The 26596-nt window shown below is 46.3% G+C and carries 26 protein-coding genes and 1 riboswitch; of the genes, 16 read left to right on the top strand and 10 right to left on the bottom strand.

What is annotated here, in order from left to right:
• Window positions 1–17: 17 nt before the first annotated feature.
• A complete protein-coding gene (locus IE163_RS05220) occupies window positions 18–875 on the bottom strand; it encodes a TraB/GumN family protein (RefSeq protein ID WP_189430952.1) in 858 nt (285 codons plus the stop codon).
• 69 nt (window positions 876–944) lie between these two features.
• Window positions 945–1481 carry a DUF2058 domain-containing protein gene (locus tag IE163_RS05215; protein WP_189430950.1) on the bottom strand — a complete coding sequence of 179 codons (537 nt, stop codon included), beginning with the start codon at window positions 1479–1481 and terminating at the stop codon, window positions 945–947.
• 129 nt (window positions 1482–1610) lie between these two features.
• Here IE163_RS05215 and IE163_RS05210 point away from each other — a divergent pair, with 129 nt between their 5' ends.
• Together IE163_RS05210 and IE163_RS05205 are read left to right on the top strand one after the other, a co-directional pair.
• Entirely contained in the window at window positions 1611–2942 is a 1332-nt protein-coding gene (locus IE163_RS05210; protein ID WP_189430948.1) for a DEAD/DEAH box helicase, read from the top strand.
• Window positions 2943–3164: 222 nt separating this feature from the next.
• On the top strand, window positions 3165–3377 hold the full coding sequence (locus tag IE163_RS05205) for a cold-shock protein (RefSeq protein WP_189430946.1): 213 nt from the start codon (window positions 3165–3167) through the stop codon (window positions 3375–3377).
• 166 nt (window positions 3378–3543) lie between these two features.
• On the opposite strand, the gene dinB is transcribed toward IE163_RS05205, so the two are convergent.
• Window positions 3544–4623: a DNA polymerase IV gene (dinB, locus tag IE163_RS05200; protein WP_189430944.1), complete on the bottom strand. Its 1080-nt coding sequence runs from the start codon at window positions 4621–4623 to the stop codon at window positions 3544–3546.
• 243 nt (window positions 4624–4866) lie between these two features.
• Here dinB and glyA point away from each other — a divergent pair, with 243 nt between their 5' ends.
• The 10 genes from glyA to IE163_RS05150 all read left to right on the top strand — a co-directional run bounded on the left by glyA (window position 4867) and on the right by IE163_RS05150 (window position 15119).
• A complete protein-coding gene (gene glyA, locus IE163_RS05195) occupies window positions 4867–6120 on the top strand; it encodes a serine hydroxymethyltransferase (RefSeq protein WP_189430942.1) in 1254 nt (417 codons plus the stop codon).
• A gap of 70 nt (window positions 6121–6190) precedes the next feature.
• Window positions 6191–6643: a transcriptional regulator NrdR gene (gene nrdR / locus IE163_RS05190; RefSeq protein ID WP_189430941.1), complete on the top strand. Its 453-nt coding sequence runs from the start codon at window positions 6191–6193 to the stop codon at window positions 6641–6643.
• 32 nt (window positions 6644–6675) lie between these two features.
• Complete coding sequence (gene ribD / locus IE163_RS05185; RefSeq protein WP_189430939.1) at window positions 6676–7809, top strand: bifunctional diaminohydroxyphosphoribosylaminopyrimidine deaminase/5-amino-6-(5-phosphoribosylamino)uracil reductase RibD; 1134 nt, start codon at window positions 6676–6678, stop codon at window positions 7807–7809.
• 1 nt (window position 7810) lies between these two features.
• The gene (locus IE163_RS05180) at window positions 7811–8461 is read left to right on the top strand and encodes a riboflavin synthase (RefSeq protein ID WP_189430937.1); all 651 of its coding nucleotides are present in this window, start codon (window positions 7811–7813) and stop codon (window positions 8459–8461) included.
• Window positions 8462–8473: 12 nt separating this feature from the next.
• The gene (gene ribBA, locus IE163_RS05175; protein WP_189430935.1) at window positions 8474–9583 is read left to right on the top strand and encodes a bifunctional 3,4-dihydroxy-2-butanone-4-phosphate synthase/GTP cyclohydrolase II; all 1110 of its coding nucleotides are present in this window, start codon (window positions 8474–8476) and stop codon (window positions 9581–9583) included.
• A gap of 108 nt (window positions 9584–9691) precedes the next feature.
• Window positions 9692–10156: a 6,7-dimethyl-8-ribityllumazine synthase gene (gene ribH, locus IE163_RS05170; RefSeq protein ID WP_189430933.1), complete on the top strand. Its 465-nt coding sequence runs from the start codon at window positions 9692–9694 to the stop codon at window positions 10154–10156.
• Window positions 10157–10168: 12 nt separating this feature from the next.
• The gene (nusB, locus tag IE163_RS05165) at window positions 10169–10582 is read left to right on the top strand and encodes a transcription antitermination factor NusB (RefSeq protein WP_189430931.1); all 414 of its coding nucleotides are present in this window, start codon (window positions 10169–10171) and stop codon (window positions 10580–10582) included.
• A gap of 35 nt (window positions 10583–10617) precedes the next feature.
• Window positions 10618–11577, top strand: coding sequence for a thiamine-phosphate kinase (gene thiL / locus IE163_RS05160; protein ID WP_189430929.1), 960 nt, complete (start codon window positions 10618–10620; stop codon window positions 11575–11577).
• Window positions 11577–12053 carry a phosphatidylglycerophosphatase A family protein gene (locus IE163_RS05155; RefSeq protein WP_189430927.1) on the top strand — a complete coding sequence of 159 codons (477 nt, stop codon included), beginning with the start codon at window positions 11577–11579 and terminating at the stop codon, window positions 12051–12053. The genes thiL and IE163_RS05155 overlap by 1 nt, the downstream gene beginning before the upstream one ends.
• Window positions 12054–12083: 30 nt before the next feature.
• Window positions 12084–15119 (top strand): two-component regulator propeller domain-containing protein, encoded by a 3036-nt coding sequence (locus IE163_RS05150; RefSeq protein ID WP_189430924.1) that lies wholly within the window; start codon window positions 12084–12086, stop codon window positions 15117–15119.
• Window positions 15120–15177: 58 nt separating this feature from the next.
• Here IE163_RS05150 and dxs read toward each other — a convergent pair whose 3' ends face one another.
• Genes dxs through xseB form a run of 3 tightly spaced genes read right to left on the bottom strand, consistent with a single transcriptional unit; the run spans window position 15178 to window position 18192 of the window.
• A complete protein-coding gene (gene dxs, locus IE163_RS05145) occupies window positions 15178–17043 on the bottom strand; it encodes a 1-deoxy-D-xylulose-5-phosphate synthase (RefSeq protein ID WP_189430917.1) in 1866 nt (621 codons plus the stop codon).
• A 14-nt stretch (window positions 17044–17057) separates the two neighbouring features.
• Window positions 17058–17936: a (2E,6E)-farnesyl diphosphate synthase gene (ispA, locus tag IE163_RS05140; protein WP_189431655.1), complete on the bottom strand. Its 879-nt coding sequence runs from the start codon at window positions 17934–17936 to the stop codon at window positions 17058–17060.
• Between the two features lie 10 nt (window positions 17937–17946).
• Window positions 17947–18192: an exodeoxyribonuclease VII small subunit gene (gene xseB / locus IE163_RS05135; RefSeq protein WP_189430915.1), complete on the bottom strand. Its 246-nt coding sequence runs from the start codon at window positions 18190–18192 to the stop codon at window positions 17947–17949.
• A 212-nt stretch (window positions 18193–18404) separates the two neighbouring features.
• Between xseB and pomA the strand changes: the two genes are divergently transcribed.
• The 3 genes from pomA (at window position 18405) to thiI (ending at window position 21663) form a co-directional block, all read left to right on the top strand.
• A complete protein-coding gene (gene pomA / locus IE163_RS05130; RefSeq protein ID WP_189430913.1) occupies window positions 18405–19175 on the top strand; it encodes a flagellar motor protein PomA in 771 nt (256 codons plus the stop codon).
• Window positions 19172–20113, top strand: coding sequence for a flagellar motor protein MotB (locus IE163_RS05125; protein WP_189430911.1), 942 nt, complete (start codon window positions 19172–19174; stop codon window positions 20111–20113). The genes pomA and IE163_RS05125 overlap by 4 nt, the downstream gene beginning before the upstream one ends.
• A gap of 92 nt (window positions 20114–20205) precedes the next feature.
• On the top strand, window positions 20206–21663 hold the full coding sequence (gene thiI, locus IE163_RS05120) for a tRNA uracil 4-sulfurtransferase ThiI (RefSeq protein WP_189430909.1): 1458 nt from the start codon (window positions 20206–20208) through the stop codon (window positions 21661–21663).
• Between the two features lie 44 nt (window positions 21664–21707).
• Here the strand turns inward: thiI and IE163_RS05115 are convergent, their stop codons facing one another.
• From IE163_RS05115 to IE163_RS05105, 3 genes are all read right to left on the bottom strand, one after another.
• On the bottom strand, window positions 21708–22604 hold the full coding sequence (locus IE163_RS05115) for a ketopantoate reductase family protein (RefSeq protein WP_189430907.1): 897 nt from the start codon (window positions 22602–22604) through the stop codon (window positions 21708–21710).
• Window positions 22580–22936, bottom strand: a complete 357-nt coding sequence (locus tag IE163_RS05110) for a VanZ family protein (protein WP_189430905.1) — start codon at window positions 22934–22936, stop codon at window positions 22580–22582. Before IE163_RS05110 ends, IE163_RS05115 begins: the two co-directional genes overlap by 25 nt.
• 190 nt (window positions 22937–23126) lie before the next feature.
• A complete protein-coding gene (locus IE163_RS05105) occupies window positions 23127–23609 on the bottom strand; it encodes a YajQ family cyclic di-GMP-binding protein (protein ID WP_189430902.1) in 483 nt (160 codons plus the stop codon).
• A 291-nt stretch (window positions 23610–23900) separates the two neighbouring features.
• A riboswitch (cobalamin riboswitch) is annotated at window positions 23901–24098 on the top strand.
• 35 nt (window positions 24099–24133) lie between these two features.
• Between IE163_RS05105 and IE163_RS05100 the strand changes: the two genes are divergently transcribed.
• Complete coding sequence (locus tag IE163_RS05100; RefSeq protein WP_189430900.1) at window positions 24134–25909, top strand: TonB-dependent receptor domain-containing protein; 1776 nt, start codon at window positions 24134–24136, stop codon at window positions 25907–25909.
• A 24-nt stretch (window positions 25910–25933) separates the two neighbouring features.
• Here IE163_RS05100 and msrA read toward each other — a convergent pair whose 3' ends face one another.
• On the bottom strand, window positions 25934–26497 hold the full coding sequence (gene msrA / locus IE163_RS05095; RefSeq protein ID WP_229833441.1) for a peptide-methionine (S)-S-oxide reductase MsrA: 564 nt from the start codon (window positions 26495–26497) through the stop codon (window positions 25934–25936).
• Between the last annotated feature and the right edge of the window lie 99 nt (window positions 26498–26596).

The following is a 26596-nucleotide window of genomic DNA, read 5'->3' as shown; positions in this document are numbered from 1 at the left end:
GAGACAGCGAAGATCAGTTAGTCAACTAATTGCTTGATGGTATAGCCGCGGCTTGTCAGTAATTTTAGTAAGCCATCGTCACCCACCATATGCAAGGCACCGACCAGTACCATCGTACCTGGTTCAGTTAGCTGCTCTAGCGTTTTCATCCAGGCATGATTTCTATCGACCAGCATAATGTTGTACATGTCTGGGAAGGCTTTCATATCAGCAAGAAATAAGGTTTCCAGTGCGTCAGTATCGCCACTGCGCCAGGCTGCTTTCATCTGTGCTAGCATAGTTTCCGTTTGTGCTAAGTCTTTCAATGTCGCACTGATAATGCTATCTGCATCCAGTTTATTTAATGCTGTCATCACGCCTAAATGTTCGTCCAGGGTTTCTAAGCCGCCATAGGTCTTTTGCTGCTGCTGGGCAAGCTGCAAGTAGTGCATGTCGACACCGGTCGAAGCTGCGCCTAAACGTTGTAGCTCCAGCGTGGCCAACATGATGGCGGCAAAAGCAGGCTTAAATTGCTCGATAGAAGTAAGTGGCCACTGTCGCTCAGCAGCTTTGCTTTGCAGTTGTTGATATACCTCTTTTGATAAGACTTGCTGTAAATTTTGCCCTGGTTTGTAAGTGTTTTGCGACATTAACAAATTCATGCCCTTGGGGCTGGTCAGGTCTGCTAAATTTGTTTCAAAGATCAGGTGGTTGCTGGCATTAAAAGCGGTATCAAATGCCGCGGGTAGTGGGAAATCTGATTCGCTTAATAAATGCACAGTACCGACCAGATAAAAACTCTGATCGTCTTTACTAACTTGCCATACCGAGGCGGCAAATAATGCCTGGCTGGTTGTGAGTAAAATAATAAAGCAGGATGATAGTAATAGCCGCATAGTAAGCTCCTTTGTTAGCGGTAACGTAATTTGAGTCTGATTAGACTAGCCAGACAAGGATTTTTGACTTTACCACATCAAATCGTCAGGGATTTGATAGGCAGCATAAGGATCATCCTCGTCTACAGTTTGTTGCTGGCGATCATGCAGTACCACTATACAATCCGGCTCGCGCTGTGCAATCTTGGCGGCAATAGCCGCTGGTACTAATACATATTGTTCACCATCTCTGACAACAGCGAGTAAACCACGAGTTAATTCGCCATGCAACTTGTTGTTAACGTAAATGCGTTTTACTAAAGTGCCATCAGTAAAGTTAAATGACAGCTCACCACTAGGTTTAATAGTGTTATGCGCAATCAACTGTTTTACTTGCGCTAAGATAGCTTTTTTCTGCAGTTGTTCCTGTTTTTTCCGGTTTAATTCTTGATCACGGGCCACTTGTTCTTGTCGGCGTTGTTCCGCGAGTAATGTCGTTTCACTAACCGGCTTTTGACTTTTACCCGCTTGCACCCGCTGCTGATGCTGCTGCTTTTTTGCCGCTTTTAATTTTTTCGGATCGGCCAGGCCGGCTTTTAACAATTGTTCTTTAAAGGCGTTACTCATAGGGGCACTCTATTTATGATGATAAATACGAATTAGCGAAATAGTGACTATACTAGCCCGAGAAATGATGCTAACTCAAATTTGTTAGTTCGGTTATCATAGCGCGCTATTTTCAAAGTGGGGTTTATTTTGGTATTTCAGGATTTGCGGCTAGACCCGCGTTTATTGCGCTCGGTCCAACATTTAGGTTTTGCTAAACCTACCGATATTCAACAAGAAGCGATCCCGGCGGTGTTAGTGGGACGCGATTTAATTGTTTCTTCTAAAACCGGGTCCGGCAAAACCTTAGCCTATTTATTACCGATGATGCAGCGGCTGTTAAAAAGCCGGCCTTTATCAAAGCAGGATGCCCGGGCATTGATTTTGGCGCCAACCCGTGAACTGGCCAAGCAGGTTTATGCTCAGTTACGCTTATTTATCGCCAATACGCCTGTTACCGCGGCTTTAATTGTTGGTGGCGAAAACTTTAATGATCAAGAAAGGCTGTTAAAGCGCCAACCTAACGTGATAGTCGCAACACCTGGCCGTTTCCTCGACCACCTTGAGCACAAATCAGTCTTTATACAGGGCTTAGAATTGTTGATTCTGGATGAAGCCGATCGCATGCTGGATCTGGGTTTTATGCCGCAACTGAATGCCATTAATAAAGCGGCTGATCATCGTTTGCGGCAAACCTTGATGTTCTCGGCAACACTGGATCATGCTGAAGTTGATGAGCTGACGCTATCATTGTTAAAGAATCCGTTTCGAGTGGCCTTAGGTAGCGGTCATGAACAACATAGCGATATTCAGCAACAGTTTGTTTTTGCGGATCACTTAACACATAAGGAGGCGCTGTTGCAGCATATGTTGCAACATGAGCCGGTAAAACAGCTGATTATTTTTACGGCGACCCGTGATGATGCCGAGCGTTTAGCCGTGTTTTGTAATGAACAAGGGTTCAGTGCTATGGGCTTAAGTGCCCGTTTAACACAAGGGCAGCGTAATGCGGTGATGCAGCAATTTGCTGCTGGCAAGTATCAGGTGTTAGTGACGACCGATTTAGCGTCGCGCGGCTTAGATTTACTGCAAGTGTCTCATGTTTTAAATTTTGACTTACCTAAGCATGCTGAAGAATATGTGCACCGTATAGGTCGCACCGGGCGTGCGGGCGCCAAAGGCGTCGCAATGTCTTTGGTGGGACCAAAAGATTGGCTGGCACTGCAAAAAATTGAGGCTTTTTTACGCCGTCCTGTAGAGTTTAGTGTTATCCCCGGTTTGGAAGCGCGTTTTAGCGGTATAGTGCCAGCCCCTGCTAAAACGGCAGCGAAAACCACTAAAGCCACAGCAACAACGGGCACAGCGGCCAAAAAGCGCGCGAATACTGCAGCTAAAACGGCAAAAGTGGCCACAAAAACCTTCTTTGAAGGCGGGGATGATGGCACCGCGCCGGTGAGACGCAAAAAAATTGATCCAGTTTGATTATTTTTTCAACATTTGCTGCTACACTGAAATTGCACAGGGATTAAAACCTGCGTTGGAACGGCCTGTAGAGAAACTATTTTCTGTTCGCCCGGGTATTTATGTTGACCACTTAATCAGCATCCCTGATAATGCGGTTGAATATGTATCAGCTCGATGACGTGGCCGGTAATATTTAAGTCGCCGGAAGTCCGGCAAAATTTGTTAAAGTAAGAGAGTGTTATGTCACAGTTAATTTCTGGTACAGTTAAGTGGTTCAACGAAGATAAAGGTTTTGGTTTTATCGAGCGTGAAGGCGGCAAAGATGTATTCGTACATTTCCGCGCTATCAATGGCACAGGCCGCAAAACCCTAGTTGAAGGCCAAAAAGTAACTTTTATCGTTACTGAAGGTCAAAAAGGCCCACAGGCTGAAAACGTAACTGTTATCGGTTAATTGATAAAAGTTTATTAAGAGCCGGCCATAGTGCCGGCTTTTTTATTAATAAGATTGTGTGCTTAAAAGCGCTCTGTTTTTCACACAGAATATTGAACACCCTCCTATCACAATCTACGCTAGCAAGGACTAAACGCTAAACTAGCGACAAAATCGATGATATAGCTTAAAAAGGTAAACTAAGTTGTTCTTCACAAAAGGTTTTAAAACCTAGTTGGATACCAATTAAGCGCACGGCTTTGTCTTGCCGCCGTTGCCAGGCTTGTTCCAGGAGCTGTTTAAACAGGAGCATATTAAGTTGGTTGCTTTGCGTTTCTACCGTAGTTTGCCGAAAATCACTGAATTTAAGTTTCACGCCAATTTTCTGTAATAAGCTCGCTTTACCGCTTTGTGATAAACGCTGTTCTAAAGTGGGGAGTAGTTTGAGCAATTCGGCTTGGGCTTGTTCTAGTTGTTCCAGGTCTTTTGCTAAGGTTTGTTCTACGCCAATAGATTTACGCTCACGGCTCTGCTGCACTGGCCGCTCGTCAATACCCTGGCTGCGTTTTATTAAAGTGCTGGCCAGGCTGCCAAAATGCTTTAACAGCAAAGCTAGCATCTGTGTACTGGGTTCTTCTCCTAAAGTCACAATGTCGCGGCAATGTGTCAGGCTAAGCTGAGTCAGTTTTTCCGCTGTTTTTTGCCCAACCCCCGGAATGCGGCGCAGTGGCAGCGTATGGATGAAATCTTTGATTTTATCTGGAGATAATACAAAGAGCCCATCTGGTTTATTCTCATCGCTGGCGATTTTCGCCAAAAATTTATTCGGCGCGACACCGGCAGATACGGTTAAACCGGTTTCCTGCAATACCGTGCGGCGAATATCTTCCGCAATAAATGTAGCGCTGCCATGAAACAGTGAGCAATCACTCACATCTAGGTAAGCTTCGTCTAGTGATAGCGGTTCAACCAGCTCGGTGTAGCGCAAAAAAATCGCCTGAATTTGCCGGCTAACGCTTTTATATTTTTCCATATTTCCGCGTAACAAGGTGAGCTGTGGGCAGCGCTTTAAGGCTTCATGGGTAGACATGGCGGAGCGTACCCCAAAAGCGCGGGCAGGGTAGTTACAAGTAGCAATCACACCGCGCTCGTGGCGATTGCCGCCAATCGCAATCGGAATATGTTTGAGACTGGGATTATCACGCATTTCAACAGCTGCAAAAAAGCAGTCCATATCCAGATGAATGATTTTGCGGCATCTTGTCATGAGCAGCTAACCCCAATTAGACAACTGTATTAATATCCAGTAATTTAACTTTGTCCCGTAGCGTTGTAAAGCTAAGATGCCATTTTTTACTACAAAGGGTTTGATGGTACAGACTATTTTTTGTTTCAGACGTTTAGACGTCTTCTTTTTCAGTGCAAGGATTCAATTTTCAGGGTAGAATACCGGCCAGTTTTTTAGACTGTAGTTAACCTTTAAGCGTGATAGCCGCGCCCAGGAGAAAGCATGTTAAAGCGTGATATGAATATTGCCGATTTTGATCCGGAATTATGGCAATCGATGGTACAAGAAACTGAGCGGCAGGAAGCGCATATTGAGCTAATTGCATCAGAAAACTATGCCAGCCCACGGGTGTTGCAGGCACAAGGTTCACAATTAACCAACAAGTATGCCGAAGGCTATCCACATAAGCGTTACTACGGTGGTTGTGAATACGTTGATATCGCTGAAGACTTAGCCATTGCCCGCGCTAAAGAATTATTTGGTGCCGATTACGCTAACGTACAGCCGCACTCAGGTTCACAGGCTAACTCTGCCGTTTTCCTTGCATTACTCAACGCCGGTGACACCATTTTAGGCATGAGCCTGGCGCATGGTGGCCATTTAACCCATGGTGCTACAGTTAGTGCCTCAGGCAAGTTATATCATGCCGTGCAATACGGTCTGCACCCAGAAACGGGTGTTATTGATTATGAGCAAGCCGAAGCCCTAGCGCTGGAACATAAGCCTAAGCTAATTATCGCTGGTTTTTCTGCTTATTCAGGCATTGTTGATTGGCAACGTTTCCGTGATATTGCTGATAAAGTTGGTGCTTACTTACTGGTTGATATGGCACACGTTGCTGGTTTAGTGGCCGCGGGTTTATACCCAAACCCAGTGCCAATTGCTGACGTTGTTACCACTACCACCCATAAAACACTGGCTGGTCCGCGCGGTGGTTTGATTTTAGCACGTAGCAACGAAGCCATTGAGAAAAAGCTGAATTCAGCGGTTTTCCCAGGTGGTCAGGGCGGCCCGTTAATGCATGTTATTGCTGCAAAAGCGGTGGCTTTTAAAGAAGCCTTACAACCTGAATTTAAGGTATACCAACAACAAGTGTTACTGAATGCCAAAGCGATGTGTGCTGAGATGATGAGCCGCGGTTATAAAGTGGTGTCTGGTGGTACTGAAAACCATTTATTCTTAATGGATCTGATTGATAAAGAGATCACCGGTAAAGAAGCAGACGCTTGGTTAGGTTGTGCGCATATTACTGTTAACAAAAACTCAGTACCAAACGATCCACGTTCACCTTTCGTAACCAGTGGCTTACGTATCGGTACACCAGCAATTACCCGTCGTGGTTTTAAAGAAACCGAGGCGCGTCTGGTCGCTAAGCTGATTTGTGATGTGCTGGACAGCCGTGGCGATGCCGCGGTGATTGAACAGGTGAAGGCTCAGGTAGCTGACGTTTGTGGTCGTTTCCCGGTTTATGCGTAACGAATAATAACATGCTATGATGGCCGCTATTGCGGCCATTTTTTTCATGGGTCAAAGTAGAGAGCAACGCATGTTTTGTCCTTTTTGTAATGCCGATGATACCAAGGTTATCGATTCCCGCTTAGTGGCTGACGGACATCAGGTGCGTCGCCGCCGCGAATGTCTGGCTTGTCATGAACGTTTTACCACCTTCGAAGCCGCCGAATTAGTGATGCCACGCATTATTAAACGTGATGGTTCGCGCGAGCCTTTTAACGAAGATAAATTGCGAAATGGCTTACTACGCTCGTTGGAAAAGCGCCCGGTGTCTACCGAAGAAATTGAACAATTGATCCATAAAATCAAATCGCAGTTGCGGGCAACCGGTGAGCGCGAAGTCGCTAGCCAGCTACTGGGGAATTTAATTATGGATGAACTGGTTAAAGTGGATAAAGTGGCTTACGTACGCTTTGCTTCGGTGTATCGTTCTTTTAAAGATATCCGGGAATTTGGTGAAGAAATTGCCCGTTTAGGGGAGCAATAGTCGTGTTGTTTTCAGTGGCTGATCAGCAGCACATGGCTGAGGCAATTGCACTGGCTGTCAAAGGCCGTTTTACCACGGATCCCAATCCCAATGTGGGCGCCTTAATTGTTAAAGATCAAAAAATTATTGGTCGCGGTTATCATCAGCAGGCTGGGCAAGGCCATGCTGAGGTTTATGCCCTAGCAGAGGCCGGCGATAACGCAGCGGGCGCAACCTGCTATGTTACCTTAGAGCCCTGTGCGCATTATGGTCGCACACCGCCTTGCGCTGAGGCCTTAGTTAAAGCAGGCGTGGCACGGGTTGTGATTGCCATGCTGGATCCTAATCCGTTAGTGGCTGGCAAAGGGGTAGCAATTTTAACAGCGGCTGGGATCGAGGTGCAAAGTGGTTTGCTAGAAAGTGATGCGCGGGCGCTTAACCCCGGCTTTTTAAGCCGAATGGAGCGTCAGCGGCCCTATGTGTGGCTAAAAATGGCCGCCAGTTTAGATGGCCGTACCGCGCTGGCCAATGGTGTCAGTAAATGGTTGACCAGCCCAGAAGCACGCGCTGATGTGCAATTGTTTCGGGCACAAAGTAGCGCTATTCTATCGACTGCCAATACGGTACTGGCCGATGCGGCTAGCCTGACAGTGCGACAAATTCAGCAGCAAAGTATCACGCCTTTAGCAAGCGGTAGTTTACGCCAGCCGCTGCGCATCATTTTAGACAGTAAACAACGTTTAACAGGTGAAGAGCCGTTATTTAAGCAGGGGGGCCCGGTGCTGCTCTGTTACGCCAAAGGGCAAGCTGCCAAGGTGCTGGCTGAGACCGATGTCGCCGTAGAGCAATATGCCTTAGCGATTGCTCATAACGGTAGGCTCGCTCTCACCGAGCTGTTCGCTGAACTGCACCGTCGGCAAATTAACAGCATTTGGACTGAAGCTGGCAGCACCTTAGCCGGTGAGCTGATGCAACAAGGCTTAGCAGATGAATTGCTGATCTACCAGGCACCTTTGTTACTGGGCGAACAAGCGCAGCCGCTCGTCAGGCTTGGCGAGTATCAAACCTTGGCTCAGGTACCAAAGCTGCACCTACAAGAGGTGGTAACCATAGGGCCAGATTTACGGATCCGTGCCACCTTTGCGGCCAGCACCTTAACCGCGACAGCCTTACAAGAAGAGCACTAATATGTTCACTGGAATTATTGAAGCAACAGGGTCTATCAGTCAGCTAAGTCGTAAGGGCGGCGATTTGATGGTGACGGTGCAAAGTTCGACGCTCGATTTTAGCGACGTTAAACTGGGTGATAGTATTGCCACCAATGGCGTTTGCTTAACGGTTACCGCTCTTAGCGGCCAAAGCTTTACCGCAGATGTCTCGGCTGAAACGCTGGCACTGACCCGTTTTGGACAGTATCAGGTAGGGCAGCGGGTAAATTTAGAAAAAGCGTTATTGGCAACCGGGCGCCTTGGTGGCCATCTGGTCAGCGGCCATGTCGATGGCGTCAGTGAGTTACTGCATATCGAGAAGTCTGCCCGTGCCTGGCAATTGTGGTTTAGTTTGCCGGCGGCACTCGCCCCTTATTTGGCCCATAAAGGTTCAGTGACTATAGATGGGGTTAGTCTAACGGTCAATGAACTGGCGAAAGATAGGTTTCGTTTAACCATAGTGCCGCATACCGCCGCAGAAACTACCTTGGTGCAGTTGCAAAAAGGTGCACTAGTCCATATAGAGGTGGATCTGATTGCCCGTTATTTAGAACGGTTATTAACGACTAAGGCCCCTGCAGCAGCAGGTGGTGTTGATCTGGTGCTGCTGCAGCAGCGCGGGTTTTTATAAAGAAGGTTAGCTATGCAACTGAATACACCTGCTGAAATAATAGAAGATATCCGTCAGGGCAAAATGGTTATTCTGATGGATGATGAAGATCGCGAAAATGAAGGCGATCTGGTGATGGCGGCGGAGTATGTTACGCCAGAAGCGATTAACTTTATGGCGAAATATGGCCGAGGTCTAATTTGCCTGACCTTAACCAAAAAACGCTGCAAGCAATTGGCCTTACCTTTGATGGTGGATGCCAATAAATCGCCTTTTTCTACCAACTTTACCGTGTCAATTGAAGCGGCAGAAGGGGTCACTACTGGTATTTCGGCTGCAGATCGGGCACGTACCGTGAAAGCAGCGGTAGCGCGTGATGCCAGCCCAACCGATATCGTGCAGCCGGGGCATATTTTCCCGTTAATGGCGCAGGACGGTGGTGTGTTAGTACGTGCTGGTCATACCGAAGCGGGTTGTGATTTAGCGCGCTTAGCCGGGCTAGAGCCAGCAGCAGTGATTGTCGAGATCTTAAATGACGACGGTACTATGGCACGGCGGCCAGATTTAGAAGTGTTTGCCAAAGAGCATCAGGTAAAGATTGGCACCATTGCGGATTTAATTGAATACCGTAATCTAAACGAAACCACAATTGAAAAAGTAGCCACCTGTCAGCTACCGACCGAGATGGGCGAGTTTGAGTTAGTGACCTTTAAAGACACCATTGATAATCAGCTGCATTTTGCTTTGGTTAAAGGGCAGATAGTGGCCGATGAGCCAACGCTGGTGCGGGTGCATTTACATAATACCTTTAATGATCTATTACTTAGCACGCGCAGTAATAATCTTAGCTTTCCGCTGCATACCGCAATGCAACGTATCGCCGCCGAGGGGGGCGTGCTGGTATTGTTAGGTAAGCACGAGTCTACCGACGAGCTGGTGCATATGGTGCAGAATTTTGAAGCGGAAGACAAGGGTGAAAAGCCACGTTCAGCGCCGTGGAAAGGCACTTCACGTAATGTTGGTTTAGGCTCGCAAATTTTAGCCAGCTTGGGCGTAAAGAAAATGCGCTTATTAAGTCAGCCGAAAAAGTACCATGCTTTATCGGGCTTTGGCTTAGAAGTGGTGGATTACGTTTCGGAATAAGCTTAACCGCGTATAGTCCGAGCATCTTGAAATGCATTGGGTATAGACAGAAATTATGTTAGAATACGCGGCTAATTTTTGATGGCAGTTAACTAGTAAGGACTGGCAATGCAGGTAATTGAAGCAGGCTACTCAGCTCGTGGCAAAAAAATTGCGATCGTGGTCGCGCGCTTTAACAGTTTTATCGTTGAGAGTTTACTCAGCGGCGCTATTGATACCTTACAGCGCGTGGGTAATATCGCTGAGCAAGATATCACTGTCGTGCGTATTCCTGGTGCTTTTGAACTGCCGTTGGCAGTGCAGCGCGTTGCTGCCAGTAAAAAATACGATGCTATCGTTGCCTTGGGTGCGGTGATCCGCGGTGGTACCCCGCATTTTGAATATGTGTCAGGCGAGTGCGTGAAAGGTATCGCACAGGTATCTATGCAATATGACTTACCTGTCGCCTTTGGTGTATTAACGGTAGATAGTATCGAGCAAGCCATTGAGCGCGCCGGGACTAAAGCGGGTAACAAAGGTGGCGAGGCAGCAATGTCAGCACTGGAAATGATTAACGTGCTAGAACAGCTGTAACAGGAAGCTTAAATGAAACCCAATGTTCGCCGTCAGTCACGTTCTTTAGCCGTGCAAGGTATTTACAGCTGGCAAGTTAGCCACAATCCTATTGCCGATATTGAACAGCAATTATTGCTGGAAAATAACGTCAAACATATTGATGTTGCCTATTTTCAGGATATTTTACGTGGTGTTGTACTGCATCACAGCAAGCTGGACGAGGCCATTAAACCTTATCTCGAGAGACCGTTCGATGAAATCGATCTGGTAGAAAAAGCGGTGTTACGCGTTTCTGCTTACGAATTAAAGTACCGGTTAGATGTGCCTTACAAAGTCGTCATCAATGAAGCCATTGAACTGGCCAAATCTTTTGCTGCAGATGATAGCCATAAATTTGTAAACGGCATCCTGGATAAAGCGGTTAGGGTACTGCGTCCAAATTAATGGAGAAGCCGACGTAAGTCGGCTTTTTAATCTTTATGGGTGAATTTGATTTAATCGCCAAGTATTTTTCGAATGCGGGTGTTAAGCGCACTGATACCTGTGTCAGTGTTGGTGATGATGGCGCCGTACTGCAAGTGCGCGATGGTTACGATTTAGTCGTGACGACTGATACCATGGTTGCCAATACACATTTCTTTCCCGATGTTGATCCACGCTCGCTTGGGCACAAGCTGGTAGCGGTAAATGTCAGTGACTTAGCTGCTATGGGCGCAGAGCCTACCTGGTTGTCCCTTGCCTTAACCCTGCCAGCCATAGAAGAAGCCTGGTTAGCGGAGTTTGCCGCCGGTTTACATGAAACGGCCGACTACTATAATTGCCAGTTAGTTGGCGGCGATACTACCCGTGGCCCACTAAGTTTAACCATGATTGCCAAAGGTCAGGTTCCGCGTGGCAAAGCGATTACCCGCTCGGGCGCTAAAGTAGGTGACTATATTTATGTTACCGGCACCCTGGGTGATGCTGCTTTAGGTCTAAAGTTGGTGCAAGGGCAACATGAGATTAGTAAAAAGCATCAGGGGCATGTGCTGCAGCGTTTTCACTATCCTGCTGCCCGTGTGGCGCTGGGGCAAGCATTACGAAATACCGCCAGTAGTGCTATGGATATCTCTGATGGTTTAGCAGGGGATCTACCGCATATTTTAAGACGTTCTGGCGTTGGTGCCTATATTGATGTGAATAAGCTGCCCATGTCACAAGCCTTAAGAGACAGCTGCGAGCCTGCCCTGGCCATTCAGCTGGCGCTCTCTGGTGGCGAAGACTATGAATTATTGTTTACTGTACCAGAAAATCGCCGTGGCTCTTTAGATGTGCTGCTATCACCTTATGGCGTGCCGGTAACTTGTATTGGCCGTATTACCGGGTTAGCTGGTAAGTTAGAGCTCAAAGCCGGTGAACAACCTTTTTTCTATCAACATCAAGGGTTTCAACATTTCTGATGAAGGCAAATTTTCAACTGACAAAGTGGCAACACTTTTTGGCGCTAGGCTTTGGTAGTGGCCTGGCACCAAAAGCCCCTGGTACCTTTGGTACTTTAGTTGCGTTGCCCTTGGTCTGGCTACTTAGCTTAGCGGGTACTAGTTGGTTTGTGGCTTTCTTGGTGGTAGGTACCTTATTGGGGATCTACGTCTGTGGCAAGGCTGCGGCTGATGTGGGCGAGCATGATCATGGCGCCATTGTTTGGGATGAGATTATCGGTTTTACCCTGACAATGTTGTTGGTACCGGTTAGCATTATGAGTTTGTTAGTTGGCTTTGCCTTATTCCGTTTTTTCGATATCGTAAAACCTTGGCCAATTCGCTGGTTCGATCAGCGGGTACATGGTGGCTTCGGCATTATGCTGGATGATTTACTTGCGGCATTGCCTGCTTTGGTTATATTACATGCCTTACTCGCTCTGGGATGGCTGGTCTAAATCGAAAATTTAAAAACCCAAGGAGGGACTATGCAAAAATTTTGGCTACCGCTTGTCGCTTTGTGCCACGTGTTGGCTATTTTTGCACCCGCTATCTATGCCAGCAATCCTTCGGTTTACGATTATGATATTAAGCATTGGACTAGTGCTGATGGTTTGTCCAGTAATTCGGTACGGGCTATTACCCAAGACAAACTAGGTTACATGTGGTTTGGCACTTTGTTTGGCCTTAATCGTTTTGATGGCAGGCAATTCGAGGTATTTAATACCGAGCTCTATCCTAAGCTTGCCAGTAATGCGATCACTCAGTTATTAACTGACAGTGAGGGGAATATTTGGGTCGGGACTAAATCGGGTTTATCGGTTCTGGATGCCAATACCTTAACATTAGAGCGCCTGCCGGTTTTTAGTGAAGTAACCTCCCTCCTTGAAGTTGCACCAGGCGAGATCTGGGTGGCGGCTGATCAGCTGTTTAGTATTAGCTCAGGTAAGGTTAAGCGGGTTGAGCACATAAAGGCGGTAGTAAGCCAGCTTGCGCAAGCCAATAACCAGATTTGGGTGTCAAGCAGCGATGCCATATATCAGCGTGATGTTGAGGGTAACTGGCAGCAGTTTGAGTTACCTCCTGAGTTGGCACAAAACCCAGTATATGATTTAGCCTGGACTGAGGAAGGCTTGCAAATTGCCAGCGAAACGGGCTTGTACCGCCTGCAAGCGGATGGTCGTATTCTCCTACAATTACTACCAGATCAAACTACAGCGCCAGTCTATCGATTATTACAAGACATATCCGGTGCTAATTGGATGTCGGTTTATCGCAAATTATTTTATCAATATCAACAACAACCCTGGCAAACTATTACCACTTCTGAATTAGGCAGCTCGCCCTGGTTTAGCAATATTTATCAGGATAAAGATCATAATATCTGGTTAAGCAGTTTTAGTGACGGTGTATTTTTAGCAAGCCGTAGTCAAATCCGTCGCTTTTTACCCGGCACAGAGCCGATCATTCGTAGCGTATCACTGACTCCGCAAGGACAGTTGCTATTTGCCAGTCAAAGTGATGTTGGGATACTGTCAGCGGCGGGCGAATATCAACAATTAATTACAGATACACACCTTCAAGGTCAGACAGTACATGATCTTTTTTGGCCGGATGACGATCATTTGTGGCTTGGGTTAGAGCGCGGTTTATTTCGTTATTCTTTAAAAGATGCGAGCCTGACACCTTTGTTTCCGCTATTACAAGGACAAGCTGTCAGAGTTGTTCAGGCTGCGAATGAGGGGGGCGTGTTGCTTGGCACGCAACAAGGGTTATTTCTAGCAAATAGCACTGAGCTACAGGCTTTGCCATTTAACCCTGAACTTGAGTCGCGGCAGATTACCGCTTTAAGTCAAAATAAAGATCTGTTGGTATTTGGCACCAGTCGAGGAAGTTATCGGTGGCATGAACAACGTTTAACTCGCCTTGGTATCGGCAGTGCGTTATACAATGCCTATATTATGGCAACACTAATACTGCCTGATAATACGGTCTTGGTCAGTACTTTAGATGATGGCATTTTTATTCAGCCACCAGGTCAACCCTGGTTACAACTGCATGGTGCTAATGGCTTGTTACATGGCCCGGCACTGAGTTTTTACTTTCATCAACAAAGTGGCTGGTTATGGATTAGTACGCATAAAGGTATTTTCAGGCTCTGGCGCGATAGCTTGGCACAAGCGGCAACGGATGGCTTCCGTTTAGAAGAAATTCTCTCACCTTATGATAGACAGATGGGCTCCGTGACCAGTCGTTGTTGTAATGGTACCGGGCAAGCAAAAGTTGTTTATTGGCAACAACAGCTCTGGTACCCGACTTTGCGGGGGTTGGTTGCTGTGCCTGAGGGGTTTATTGGTTCAGCGCCCAGTGGTCTGCAGCCATTAATCAAAAGAGTCACAGCACACAATACCTATCCTGTCTCTGGCTTACAACAAAGGCAGACATTGGAACAGTATGAGAGAAACTTAAGTATTAGCTATTCTGCGCTAGAGTTTAGTCGACCCGATAGTGTGGTATTTCGCTACAAATTAGCGGGTTTTGATCAGCAGTGGCATGACGTAGCAGACCGGCGCGAAGCGGTCTATACCAACTTACCACCTGGCAGCTTCGAATTTAAAGTACAAGCAAAATATTCTCATCAGAGCTGGCAAGACGCGACAGAAACACAACTGTTCTTACAAATCCCCAGGCGCTTTGATGAGACCGTACTATATAGATTATTGTGGTTATTATTATTGTTGTGTTCTTTATACGGCTTGTTTTGGTTGTACCGTCAAAATAACTTAGTTAAACAAGAGCAGTTGGCTAATTTGGTACGGCAACGTACACAAGAGCTTGAAAATACTAACCAAAAGCTTAACGAACTTAATGAACAACTGAGTCAGTTAACCCATAGAGATGCCACTACAGGTTTACGTAACTTGCGCTTTATGCAAGAGCAGTTACCCAAAGACATCGAGCATTTTCAGCGCAATCGGCAATCCTTAACCCAACAAGGCAAAACCATTGCGTTACTGCTTTTAGAACTGGAACATTATCAGCAGATTTTGGCCAATTATGGCAGCAACAGCGCTGATACCATGTTGCAACAAGCCAGCGCGCTGTTAATTCGTGAGACAGGTGGTTCAGATTATGTGGTTCGGTATGCTGATGATCGCTTTGTGGTGGTGTTCCGTGATATTTCAGTCGCGCAAGTGACTCAATACAGCACCCGCTTGTTGAGTCAGCTAGCGGCTAGTGAATTGATAGTAGCGGATGGGCAGTTAATCAGACTTGTTTCATCAGCTGCGTACGCGCTTTACCCATTGCCCTTGCTGGGCGGTCAACTGCTAAATTGGGAAGTCTCAATGCAATTAGCAGAGCAAGCTCTGGCACAACTTAGAGCAAAGCAGCTGAGCAATAAGGTTGCAACCTTAACCTTTGATAGTCAGTTGGATGCTTTTGAGTTTGAGGAGAGCCAGGACCTGGAGTTGCAGATTAGTCGATTACTAAACGAAGGCTTGTTAGCGTTGCAGTATGATTAACGGTGAAAAATAACAAAACCTGCCGCAGCAGGTTTTGTTATTTTGTGTCCACTCATCACTATTTGTTCAAGAACTGCTTGGCTTTAAGAGTGATCCCGACCTGATCTAGACCGAGCTCCTGATAAATTTCCTGTTGGGTACCGTGCTTAATAAACTCATCAGGCAATCCCAGGTTTAACAGCTTACCGCTATACTGCTGAGTGGCTAAAAATTCGTTTACGGCGGAACCAGCACCGCCCATAACAGCGTTATCCTCTACCGTCATAATATGGCTATGACTTGCAGTCAGGCTTATTAATAATGATTCATCTAAAGGTTTGACGAAACGCATATCGATCAAAGTGGCGTCGAGTTCTATCGCTAGTTGTTGGCAAGCGGCAAGCAACGGGCCAAAGGCTAAAATAGCAAAGCCTTTACCATTACGGATAACCTTAGCTTTACCCACCGGCAGCAGTTCCATCTGTTCAACTACTGTTATGCCTGTACCTGCGCCCCGCGGATAGCGCACTGCTGCCACGCCTGAATGCTGATAACCGGTATAGAGCATTTGCCGGCACTCGTTTTCGTCAGACGGTACCATAATAGTAATATTAGGAATGCAACGCATGAAGCTAATATCAAAGGCACCTTGGTGAGTAGGGCCGTCAGCACCCACTATTCCTGCGCGGTCAATCGCAAAGAGGATATCCAATTGTTGCAAGGCAACATCGTGAATTAGTTGATCATAACCCCGTTGCAAAAAGCTGGAGTAGATGGCGACAACGGGCTTTAACCCTTCGATTGCCATGCCAGCAGCTAAAGTAACCGCATGTTGCTCAGCAATAGCTACATCAAAATAGCGCTTGGGGAAACGTTTAGAAAAGGCAACCAGATCAGACCCTTCACGCATAGCTGGCGTGATGGCTTGCAAACGTTCGTCCTGCAGGGCCATATCACAAATCCACTGTCCAAAAATATTAGAAAAACTGGGCAATCCTGGCTTTTTAACTGGTTGGCTGTTTGCGGTAGGATCAAATTTAGCTACTGCGTGATAACCGATAGGATCTGCCTCGGCAGGGGCATAGCCCTTACCTTTTTTGGTGACAATGTGCAGCAGCTGCGGGCCTTTTAACTGGCGCATATTGCGAATGGTATCAACTAAAGCTAATACATCATGGCCATCAATGGGGCCTATGTAATTAAAACCAAGTTCTTCAAAAAAGGTACCCGGTGTGACCATGCCTTTAAAGTGCTCTTCAGCACGACTGGCCAGCTCATGTAAAGGCGGGACGCCGCTGAGAATTTTTTTACCACCTTCACGTAAGCTGGTGTAAAAGCTGCCTGACAGTATACGGGCGAAATACTGGTTTAGCGCACCGACATTTTCCGAAATAGACATTTCATTGTCATTTAAAATCACCAGCATGTCGGGTTTCACTTCACCAGCATGATTCAGGGCTTCAAACGCCATACCCGCAGTAATGGCGCCATCGCCAATAACCGCAACCACTTTGCGTTGGTTCTTCGCCTGCTGCGCAGCAATGGCCATGCCAAGAGCCGCACTGATTGAGGTGCTAGAGTGACCTACCGTTAAAACATCATACTCGCTTTCTTCACGATAGGGAAAAGGATGTAAACCGTCCTTTTGACGAATGGTGTGCATCCGATCACGGCGCCCCGTCAAAATTTTATGCGGATAAGCTTGATGGCCAACATCCCAGATCAAGCGATCTATCGGGGTGTTGTAAACATAGTGTAAGGCGACTGTGAGCTCAACAGCACCTAAGCCAGAGGCAAAATGACCACTGCTTTGACTTACAGTTTTCAGTAAAAAATTGCGTAGTTCCTGGCTCAACTGTGGCAAGAGTTCTTGTGGTAGCTGACGCAGCTGTTCAGGCAAGTTCGCCTTAGTCAGTAGCGGGTAATCCGTCATATCAATTTGCATAACAAATGCCTATGTTAAAACTTTCTGGCAATAATGTAATGAGCAAAGCTTTGTAGCTCTGTCGTATCGTAGGGTAAGCGTTTTAGTGCCGAAAGTGCATTTTCATAAAGTTGTCTGGCTTTCTCTTTCGCCCCTGCTAAGCCTAGTAACGCTGGATACGTTGATTTATTTGCCTTGAGATCAGAACCTTGAGGTTTCCCCAGTGTTTGCGTATCGCTTTCAATGTCAAGAATATCATCCTGCACCTGAAATGCCAGACCCAGCGCGCTAGCAAAGCAAAGTAAATCTTGTAGTACCGTTTCATTCTCAATAGGGCTGGCGTAATACGCGAGTTTTACGCTGCATTCAATTAAGGCGCCAGTTTTTAATCGGTGCATTTGTTCTAGTTTATCAAGGCTAACCTGTTGATTAGTTTGTGCCAGATCTATCGCTTGACCAGCACACATCCCACTGGCACCTGCGGCTTGCGCTAGCATGTGTACCATAGCCATTTGACGTGCCAAACTGACCTGTTGATAACTGTGGCTGCAAAGCGTTTCAAAAGCTAAAGCTTGTAAAGCATCGCCGGCTAAAATGGCAGTCGCCTCGTCAAAGGCAATATGACAGGTCGCTTTGCCACGGCGTAATTCGTCATTGTCCATAGCAGGTAGATCATCATGGATTAACGAATAGCTATGGACCACTTCGATTGCGATTGCCGGTGCGTCCAGATCGTTGAGCTGTGCGCCCAGCAGCTTACCTACAGCATAGACCAAATAGGGTCTAATCCTTTTACCACCAAGTAACAGACTGTATGACATTGCCTGGTAAAGTGGGTTCGGTTCGGTAACCTTTATGAGTAACAGCTGTTGTAGTTGTTGCTCAACCCGTTGCTGGTAGAAAGATAAATTCATTTGGGTCAAGCTAGTCTCCTGCCTGAGGCGAAAAAGGTTGTAACTGCTCTGAACCTTGTTGTTGTAACAAGATTTGTACTTTTTGTTCTGCTGCTTGTAATTGCTGCTGACTATGCTTGACTAAAACGATACCTCGTTCAAACTGGGTAAGAGCTTGCTCTAAGGTTAGCTCGCCTTGCTCTAGCTGTTGCACTATTTGTTCTAGCTCTTGCATCGATTGCTCAAACTGGCCAGGCTCAGTGCTTTTTTTACTCATGTTATTCCCCAAAAAAACTGTGCGCAACCTTATCGTAGCAGGCTATTATGGTCAATGCTAAAGCGCTTTGGAACGACTAAATTGGTATTCTTTGCTGAATTATTGCTTAATGATTGTCAGCAAAGGTCGATAACTAAGCTGTGGCTAAGTTAAAATAATAAAGATACAGGTTTAAACGCCCGGCCAACAGGCTGTCAGTAAAGGAGCAGAATGTGGATTTAGCAACGCTAATCGGAATGATAGGCGCAATCGGTTTTATCGTGATGGCGATGTTTATCGGTAGTAGCGGTGATCCCGGGATGTTTGGGGATCTCGTCTCAGTACTAATTGTATTTGGTGGTTCAATCTTTGTCGTCTTATCTAAGTTTACGTTACCGCAATTTCTGGGAGCTGGCAAAGCGTTGATGAAAGCGTTTATGTTTAAAATCGAATCACCGGAAGAACTGATTGAGAAAGCAGTACAACTAGGCGACTCGGCCCGTAAAGGCGGTTTTTTAGCTCTAGAAGAAGCTGAAATACCCAATGCTTTTATGCAAAAAGGCATTAATATGTTGGTAGATGGTCATGATGCCGATGTGGTGCGGGCAACCTTACAAAAAGACATCGTACTGACTGAAAAACGACATGAATCGGCTATTGCCATTTTCAAAAGTCTGGGTGACGTTGCCCCTGCGATGGGGATGATTGGTACTTTAATAGGCTTAGTCGCCATGTTATCAAATATGGACGATCCCAAAGCTATAGGACCTGCCATGGCGGTAGCCTTATTAACCACACTCTATGGTGCCTTTATTGCTAACGTTATTGCTATTCCTTTGGCGGATAAATTAGCAATTCGTAATCAGCAGGAAAAACTGAATAATATGCTGATCCTGGATGCAGTATTGGGTATTCAGGATGGTCAGAATCCTAAAGTCATCGAAGGTATTTTACGTAATTACTTAGCACAAGGTAAACGTGAAGTTGCAGGAGAAGCTGCATGAGTGATAACGAAGAAGAATGCAAATGCCCACCTCCGGGATTACCTGCTTACATGGGGACCTTTGCGGACTTAATGGCACTGTTAATGTGTTTCTTCGTATTGTTACTAGCATTTTCAGAAATGGATGTGCTTAAGTTTAAACAAATTGCTGGCTCAATGAAGTTTGCCTTTGGTGTTCAAAATAAAATTGAAGTTGATGATATTCCGAAAGGAACGAGTGTGATTGCCATGGAGTTTAGGCCTGGTCGACCCGATCCGACGCCTATTGAAACCTTGCAGCAACAGACAATAGAGATGACACAGCAAGTAATAGAGTTTCAAGCGGGTGAGGAGGATTCTGCCGGTGGTAGGCAAGAGCAGCGTGATGATCAAACTGGTGGACAAACGGCGCTAAATGCTGAGGAGCAAGAAACCGCAGAAGCAACTGCAGACGCCGCACAAGAAAAAGTAAATGAAACAGTTAAAAAGTTAGCTGAGGAGTTAGAACAGCAAATCGTTGACGGTGCTATTGAACTGGAATCGCTGGGGCAACAGATTATTATTCGGATCCGGGAAAATGGTTCTTTTCCTTCGGGCTCTTCTTTTTTACAACCGCGTTTTAAACCAATAGTGCAGCAGATTGGCCGTTTACTTAACGACGTACCTGGTGAAATCACGGTAAGCGGTCATACTGACGACTTTCAGGTTGCGGATGAATTACATGCTAATAATTGGGACTTATCTGCAAAGCGTGCTGTATCTGTAGCAACAGAGCTTATCAGGGCTCCTGGCTTTGATCGTAATCGTATAGTGGTGATGGGGCATGCGGAAACCCGCCCGCTGGTTCCTAACAGCAGCGAACTTAACCGCCGTCGCAATCGCCGGGTAGAAATTGCCATTATGCAGGGCAAGCCCAAAGTGTCGGAACCGATCAGTTTTGAGCCAGCAAGCAGCCCCTAACCAGTTATTAGGAAAACGCCTGGTCAATCGATTAGGCGTTTTCCTGCAGATTGGCTATAATACGCGCCCGTTTTTAGCCAACTGCGACTGCCATGTTAGAATTTATTATCAAGCTTCATCCTGAGATCTCCATAAAAAGTAAATCGGTGCGTAAGCGGCAAACTTTATTATTGGAGCGCAATATTAGAACTATTCTAAAGCAGCTAGACGAGCAGGTGCTGGTAACGAATAATTTTGATCATCTTACGGTGAGTATTGAGAGTAGCTGTGACAGCTTGCGCAGTCAGATGATAGAACTCTTGGCGTGCATCCCTGGTATCGTCGCGTTTTCCCAAATGCAAAGTCTTGGTTTTAGCGATTTGCACGATATATTTTTGCAGGTTGCGACAGTGTATCAAGCGCAACTTTCAGGTAAAACTTTCTGTGTTCGAGTCCGGCGTCAAGGTACTCATTCCTTTAGCTCGCTTGAGGCTGAGCGTTATATTGGTGGCGGTTTAAATCAACTGGTTAGCAGTGCCAAAGTGCAGTTAAAGAAGCCTGATATCACCATCAAACTGGAAATAAAGCAGGATAAATTCTTACTGGTGACCGAAACTTTTGCCGGTATGGGCGGATTCCCGCTGCCTTCACAATCGGATGTCTTGTCTCTTATCTCAGGTGGCTATGATTCTGCAGTTGCCAGCTATTTTATGATCCGCAAAGGTTTACGCACGCACTATCTGTTTTTTAACTTAGGCGGTGCGGCGCACGAAGCTGGGGTGCGGGAAATTGCATTTTATTTATGGCAAAAGTACAGTTTGTCGCATCGAGTTAAGTTTGTCAGTGTTGACTTTGCGCCGATGGTGGCGGAAATTTTGGAAAAGGTCGATTCGGGCTTAATGGGTGTCGTCCTGAAACGCATGATGATGCGCGCTGCCAGCCAGGTCGCAGCAAGCTTGGATATAAAAGCTATTGTTACAGGTGAAAGTATTGGTCAGGTTGCCAGCCAAACTATCACTAATTTGGCGGCCATTGATAGGGTAACCGAAACGCTTATCTTAAGGCCGCTGATTTACCAGGATAAGCAAGAAATTATCGATATTGCCCGAAAAATTGGCGTAGAAGAACTGGCTCGCACTATGCCTGAATACTGTGGTGTGATTTCAAAAAGCCCCACGGTCAATGCGGTCTTGGCAGAAGTCGAAGCGACAGAAGCAAACTGTGATCCTGCAGTGCTGGCAGAGGTTATTGCTAGTACTAAGGTGCTGGATATCCGAACTATTGAGTACCAAGCTGAGCAGCAAGCTCGTACTGTTGCCACCGAAGAGGTTTTACCCACTGATGCCATAGTACTGGATATCAGAGCGCCTGATGAAGCTGAAGCTAAGCCATTGCAATTGCTTAGTCACCAGGTACTTGAGATCCCTTTTTTCCGGCTCGCCACTAAGTTTCCTGAGCTTGACCAAAGCAAGCAATATTACTGTTATTGTGAACGAGGGGTGATGAGCAGGCTGCAGGCATTACTATTGCAGGAAATGGGTTTTAGCAATGTTGCGGTTTATCGGCCTTAACGTCGGGCTGTTACGTGAGATTGAAACGGCTAATAAAGCACCCGTTATAGCGTTGTTGTTTGCCGTAGTGCATCTAATAGCGCTTGATTCTCCGGTACTGGTAATTGGTGTTTGGCGGCAGTGTTAATAATAAAGCCCGTGATAGCATCAAGCTCTAGTGGTCTTTGGTAATAGCGGTCTTGCTGCATCGACGAGTAATTTTTTGCCGTGGCATGCATAACCTGATAAACATGTGCTTTGGTTTGTTGCCGTTCAAGTTCAATATGTTCCAGTGCGGCTAACTGGCACACTTCGGCTATTAGCCTATCAATTTGTTGGTTGAACGCGATTGTCGCCAACTCGCCATTTCGGCAATTATGCAACGCTGTTAACGGATTGATTACGGCATTAACGGCCAGTTTTCGCCACAAGGCTGGCCTGATATCTGTTGTTAATTGTATCGGGCCCAAGGCCTCTGTCATGGCTGCAACTATGGCTGGCTCTGCCTGCCTGGCAGCGTTATTTAACGGGCTCAAGATACTTTGGCCCTGACCAGTATGTACCACTGACTCTGCGGTGCGCAGTGCGGCGTGGCTGGTACTAAGAAACCAAATACCTTGCTCAAAAGCCGCGACAGATTGTAAATACGCCAAATCAGGCATGCCATTGTGGCTAATAACTAATTGCGCATTGGCACTAAGTTCAGGACTTAACTGCGCCAGGCAATCTGCAACGGCATACGCTTTGACTGCAATAAAAACCTGATGCAGAGGTCTTGCAGCAGGAAGGAAATAGCAGGGGGTACTTATTTCGGACGCTTGCAGCGTTACGCTTAAAGGCGCTGGCTGACGTAACCAAAGCGCAACGGGGTAACTGGCATGCTGTAAACGACAGGCGGTCAGTAAACCGATAGCGCCTTGCCCGACAATAACCCAGCTTAACTTTTGCTGCGTGGACGGCATAGGTGCCACAGTTTGCGCAACAAGAAAAACGCGAAAACGCCCGCCATATCCGCAACCCAATCCCAGATGTCGCCGGTACGCCTAGTGAAATATTCTTGTACTATTTCAACCAGAGCGCCATAGATAGCTAAAAACAGGGCAATTTTCCAAAAGTCTACCCTGAAGGCTTTCCAAAACAAACCGCTTAATAGAAAGAAGATACCAAAATGCGCCACTTTATCAAAATTAGCAATACCGGCGCCAATACGATGACCACTGAGCTCTGCCAAAAAGCCCACAGTAGAGACAATTAAAAACACTAAACATAAAAAACGATAAAAGGATTGTGGCACGTTACAACCTCCGGCAGATGAGGCTCGGATTGTAGCAGTTTTCTGCTTGCAATCACTAGTGTGTAGGCTCCAGCATCTTGAAGTTGTTTGACTATTTTTTCAAACACCTTTCAGAGAATGCACTTCACCAGAAGTGCATCAGCAGGCTATGGGGAATAGATATGGGATGCAAGGCTTATGCAGCAGATGATTAGTCGCGAAAGTTTTTAAATTGAAATGGCTGCCCTAAGTCACTTCCTCTGATTAACTGCATTACGGCTTGTAGATCATCGCGTTTCTTTCCTGTTACCCGCAGCTCCTCTCCCTGAATAGCTACTTGCACTTTGATGCTGCTTTCTTTAATCAGTTTAATGACTTTTTTGGCGACTTCTTTGTCAATTCCTTGCTTGGTGCTGACATGACGCGTGATGTATTTACCGTGACGATCTTCTTTTTCAATTTTGAAACTGCTGACATCTAGCTGCAATTTGCTGGCTTTAGTCGCAAAAATATCGAATAGCTGCATCACTTGCTGATCCGCTTCTGCAGTAAGTTCAATATGCTCTTTTTTAAACTCGATTTTGGCATCAACGCCCCGAAAATCAAAACGGGTTTCCAGTTCGCGTTTTGCGTTTTCAACAGCGTTATTGACTTGGTTCATATCAATTTCTGAGACAATATCAAATGAAGGCATAGCTTTTCTCTTCTTTTTGTTACAGGTTATTTGGTTATTATAAGCTAAACAAGGCTTTGAGCGAACCTCATTTATCTTGGTAATTGGCCCTAGCTTGCTCAGGGGAAATTTGTGGTAGGTTTCGTATCAAAATCAGCAAGCCAGCAAAAAAACAAGCAGCAAACGTCAACACACCCTGATTATACGAATAACCTAAGTTATTAAATTTAGACGTCCGGATGTCTATTGACTTTTGGCTGGATCTGCGTAAACTTGCCGCGATTTTGGCGTGCTGTGACAAGCGAACTTGCTAAAAGCAATGTCTTTTTAGGTGCTTTGTTAAGCGTAACGCGATAACAAGTTAAACGGGAATCTGGTGCGATGCCAGAGCTGCCCCCGCAACGGTAAACAATTTAGGGTATTTCATTAGCCACTGTCGCAGATGGGAAGGCGAAATACCAGCGTAAGCAAGTTGTTAGCCCGGAGACCGGCCTGAAAGCCCTATAACCTTATAAATGTGCGGTGGGCACATTGTTGGAGTTTTTATGTTTAAACCTTCCTGGGCTGCCGTGCTGGTAGCCTCTTGTTGTTTTACTGTGCAAGCAGAAGAATCGATAGAACACATCAGTGTTTATGCTAACCGTACCCCAACTACCACATCAGAAGTACTCGCCAGCGTTACCGTGCTGGATCGCGCCGATATTGTCGAGCGACAAGCACAAGACTTACCGGCGTTACTGGCACAATTACCTGGTGTGAATTTATCACGTGATGGTGGCCGTGGTCAGAATAGCGGCTTGTATGTGCGAGGCGGAAATAGCGGTCATACCCTGGTGCTGATTGACGGGGTTCGCAGTGGTTCAGCTACCCTTGGTTACAAGGCGCTGGCGATGCTGCCGCTGGAATTCATTGAGCGCATCGAAGTTATTCGCGGGCCGCGTGCAGCTTGGTATGGTGCGGATGCCTTATCTGGCGTGATTGCGATCACTACCCGAAAAGTAGACGGGGCTGAACTCAACGCTAATGTCGGCAGTTTCGGTCAGGCCGGTGCTGATGTTAGCCTTAGCCAGCAAGTGGGTGAGTTAAACCTCAGTGCCACTGCAGGGTATAGTCGGGCAGATGGTTTTAATGTCCGTAAAGATCTAGATCCGGATCGCGATGGTTATAATCAACGCTTCGCCAAACTGGCCGCCGATTATCAAACTAGTCTGGGGTTATGGCAGGCCCAATTTGATATTAATTCGGGCTTTTATCAGTTTGATACTGCTTGGGGCACTGAAGATCAGGCCGATACCCTTAATCGCAGCTACTTAGTTGGCTGGCAACATCAGTTAGGTCAATGGCAGCATCAGGCACAATTAAGTCGGGTACTGGATGATGATACGCCTTACGGCCCTGTCTCTCGCAGCCCCTTCGTAACTGAGCGTGATGAATTTAGCTATCAAACCAGCTCAGCGATTACTGAAAATCTAAACTGGTTGGCGGGGGTAAACTGGTATTCTGAGAATGTTGCGCGTTCAGGTGTTAACTATGTTACCGATGGCCGGATTAACCGCGCGCTCTTTTCTGGTGTTAATTTTAAACAGGGCAGTGTACAACTAGATGGCTCGGTACGCCGCGATCTTACTGATGAGTACGGTGGCAATAATACCTGGCAACTGGCTGCAGGCTACTGGTTTACCGACGCCTGGCAATTAAGAGCTAGCCGCGGTGCCGCTTTTAAAGCACCTACTTTTAACGATCTTTATTATCCAGGTTTTAGCAACCCGGAATTAGCGCCTGAGACGACATTGTCGGATGAAATTGCTATTCATTATCGGGTTGCCAACGGCAGTATTCAGCTCGCCTGGTTTGAAAATGATGTGGATAACTTAATTCAATATGACAGTGTTTCTAATCAGACATTGAATATCGAACAAGCAAAGATTTCCGGTGTTGAGTTGGTTATTGAGGTGGACGTTGCAGGTATTCAACAAAGCTTTGCGTATAGCTGGATTGATACCGAAAATACGCTCACTGGGCAACGTCTTGTCAGAAGACCCGAAAATACCCTGAACTGGCGCGCCGCGCATAGCTGGGATAAGTTATCGGCTTATATCACGGCTGATTATCAAAGCAATACCTATCAAGGCGAATTTGCCAGCAGCGAATATCTGGGTGGTTTTACGTTATGGGGTGTTGGAACCAGTTATCAGTTCTCTTCTGCACTAACCATCAGAGCCAAGCTCGACAACTTATTTGACAAAAAATACCAAAGCAACGCCAGCTATACCACCGCCGGTGTGAATTTTGGTTTAAGCCTGAGTTATCGCCCGCAATAATGGCAAGGTTAACAAAACAGAGCGCTAGCGCTCTGTTTTGTTTTTAAGCATTTGTTGATGCTTGCTACGGAATTTTGCCATTTTCGGCGTGATGAGCATCTGACAATACCCCTGATTAGGGTTTTGCTTATAATAGCCTTGATGATACGCTTCTGCCGGGTAAAACTGACTTGCAGGGCTTAGTTCAGTGACAATAGGCGCGTCAAACAGGTTTTGTTGCTCAAGTTCAGTCATGATGACGTTGGCTTGTTGTTGTTGTTGCTCGGAATGCGTAAAAATAACTGAGCGATACTGAGTACCAATATCATTGCCCTGGCGATTGAGCTGTGTTGGGTCATGTAAGCTAAAAAATATCTGGCACAGATCGACAAAGCTGATGAGCTCAGGATAAAAATTTACCTGTACTACCTCGGCATGCCCGGTATTACCACTACAAACACTGCGATAGTCGGGGTTGGCAGTTTGCCCACCCATATAACCGCTAATGGCCTGCTTAACGCCGGTTAGTTCATTAAGTGCCGCTTCTAAACACCAAAAGCAGCCCGCGCCAAAGGTCGCCATCTCAGTTTGCTGCATGCTTGTTGTCATCGCTTAATCCTGGTTAATAGCTTAATGTCTGTTTTTACTATTATAAGCACTTTTTTTGCCGGTTTGACTGGCAAAGTAGATTGATCGTGCATGAAATAA

It is taken from the genome of Alishewanella longhuensis (assembly GCF_014653435.1).
GTDB classification, from domain to species: domain Bacteria; phylum Pseudomonadota; class Gammaproteobacteria; order Enterobacterales; family Alteromonadaceae; genus Alishewanella; species Alishewanella longhuensis.
Note: the sequence above shows the minus strand (reverse complement) of the source record. Positions and strands in the feature narration are given on the sequence as shown.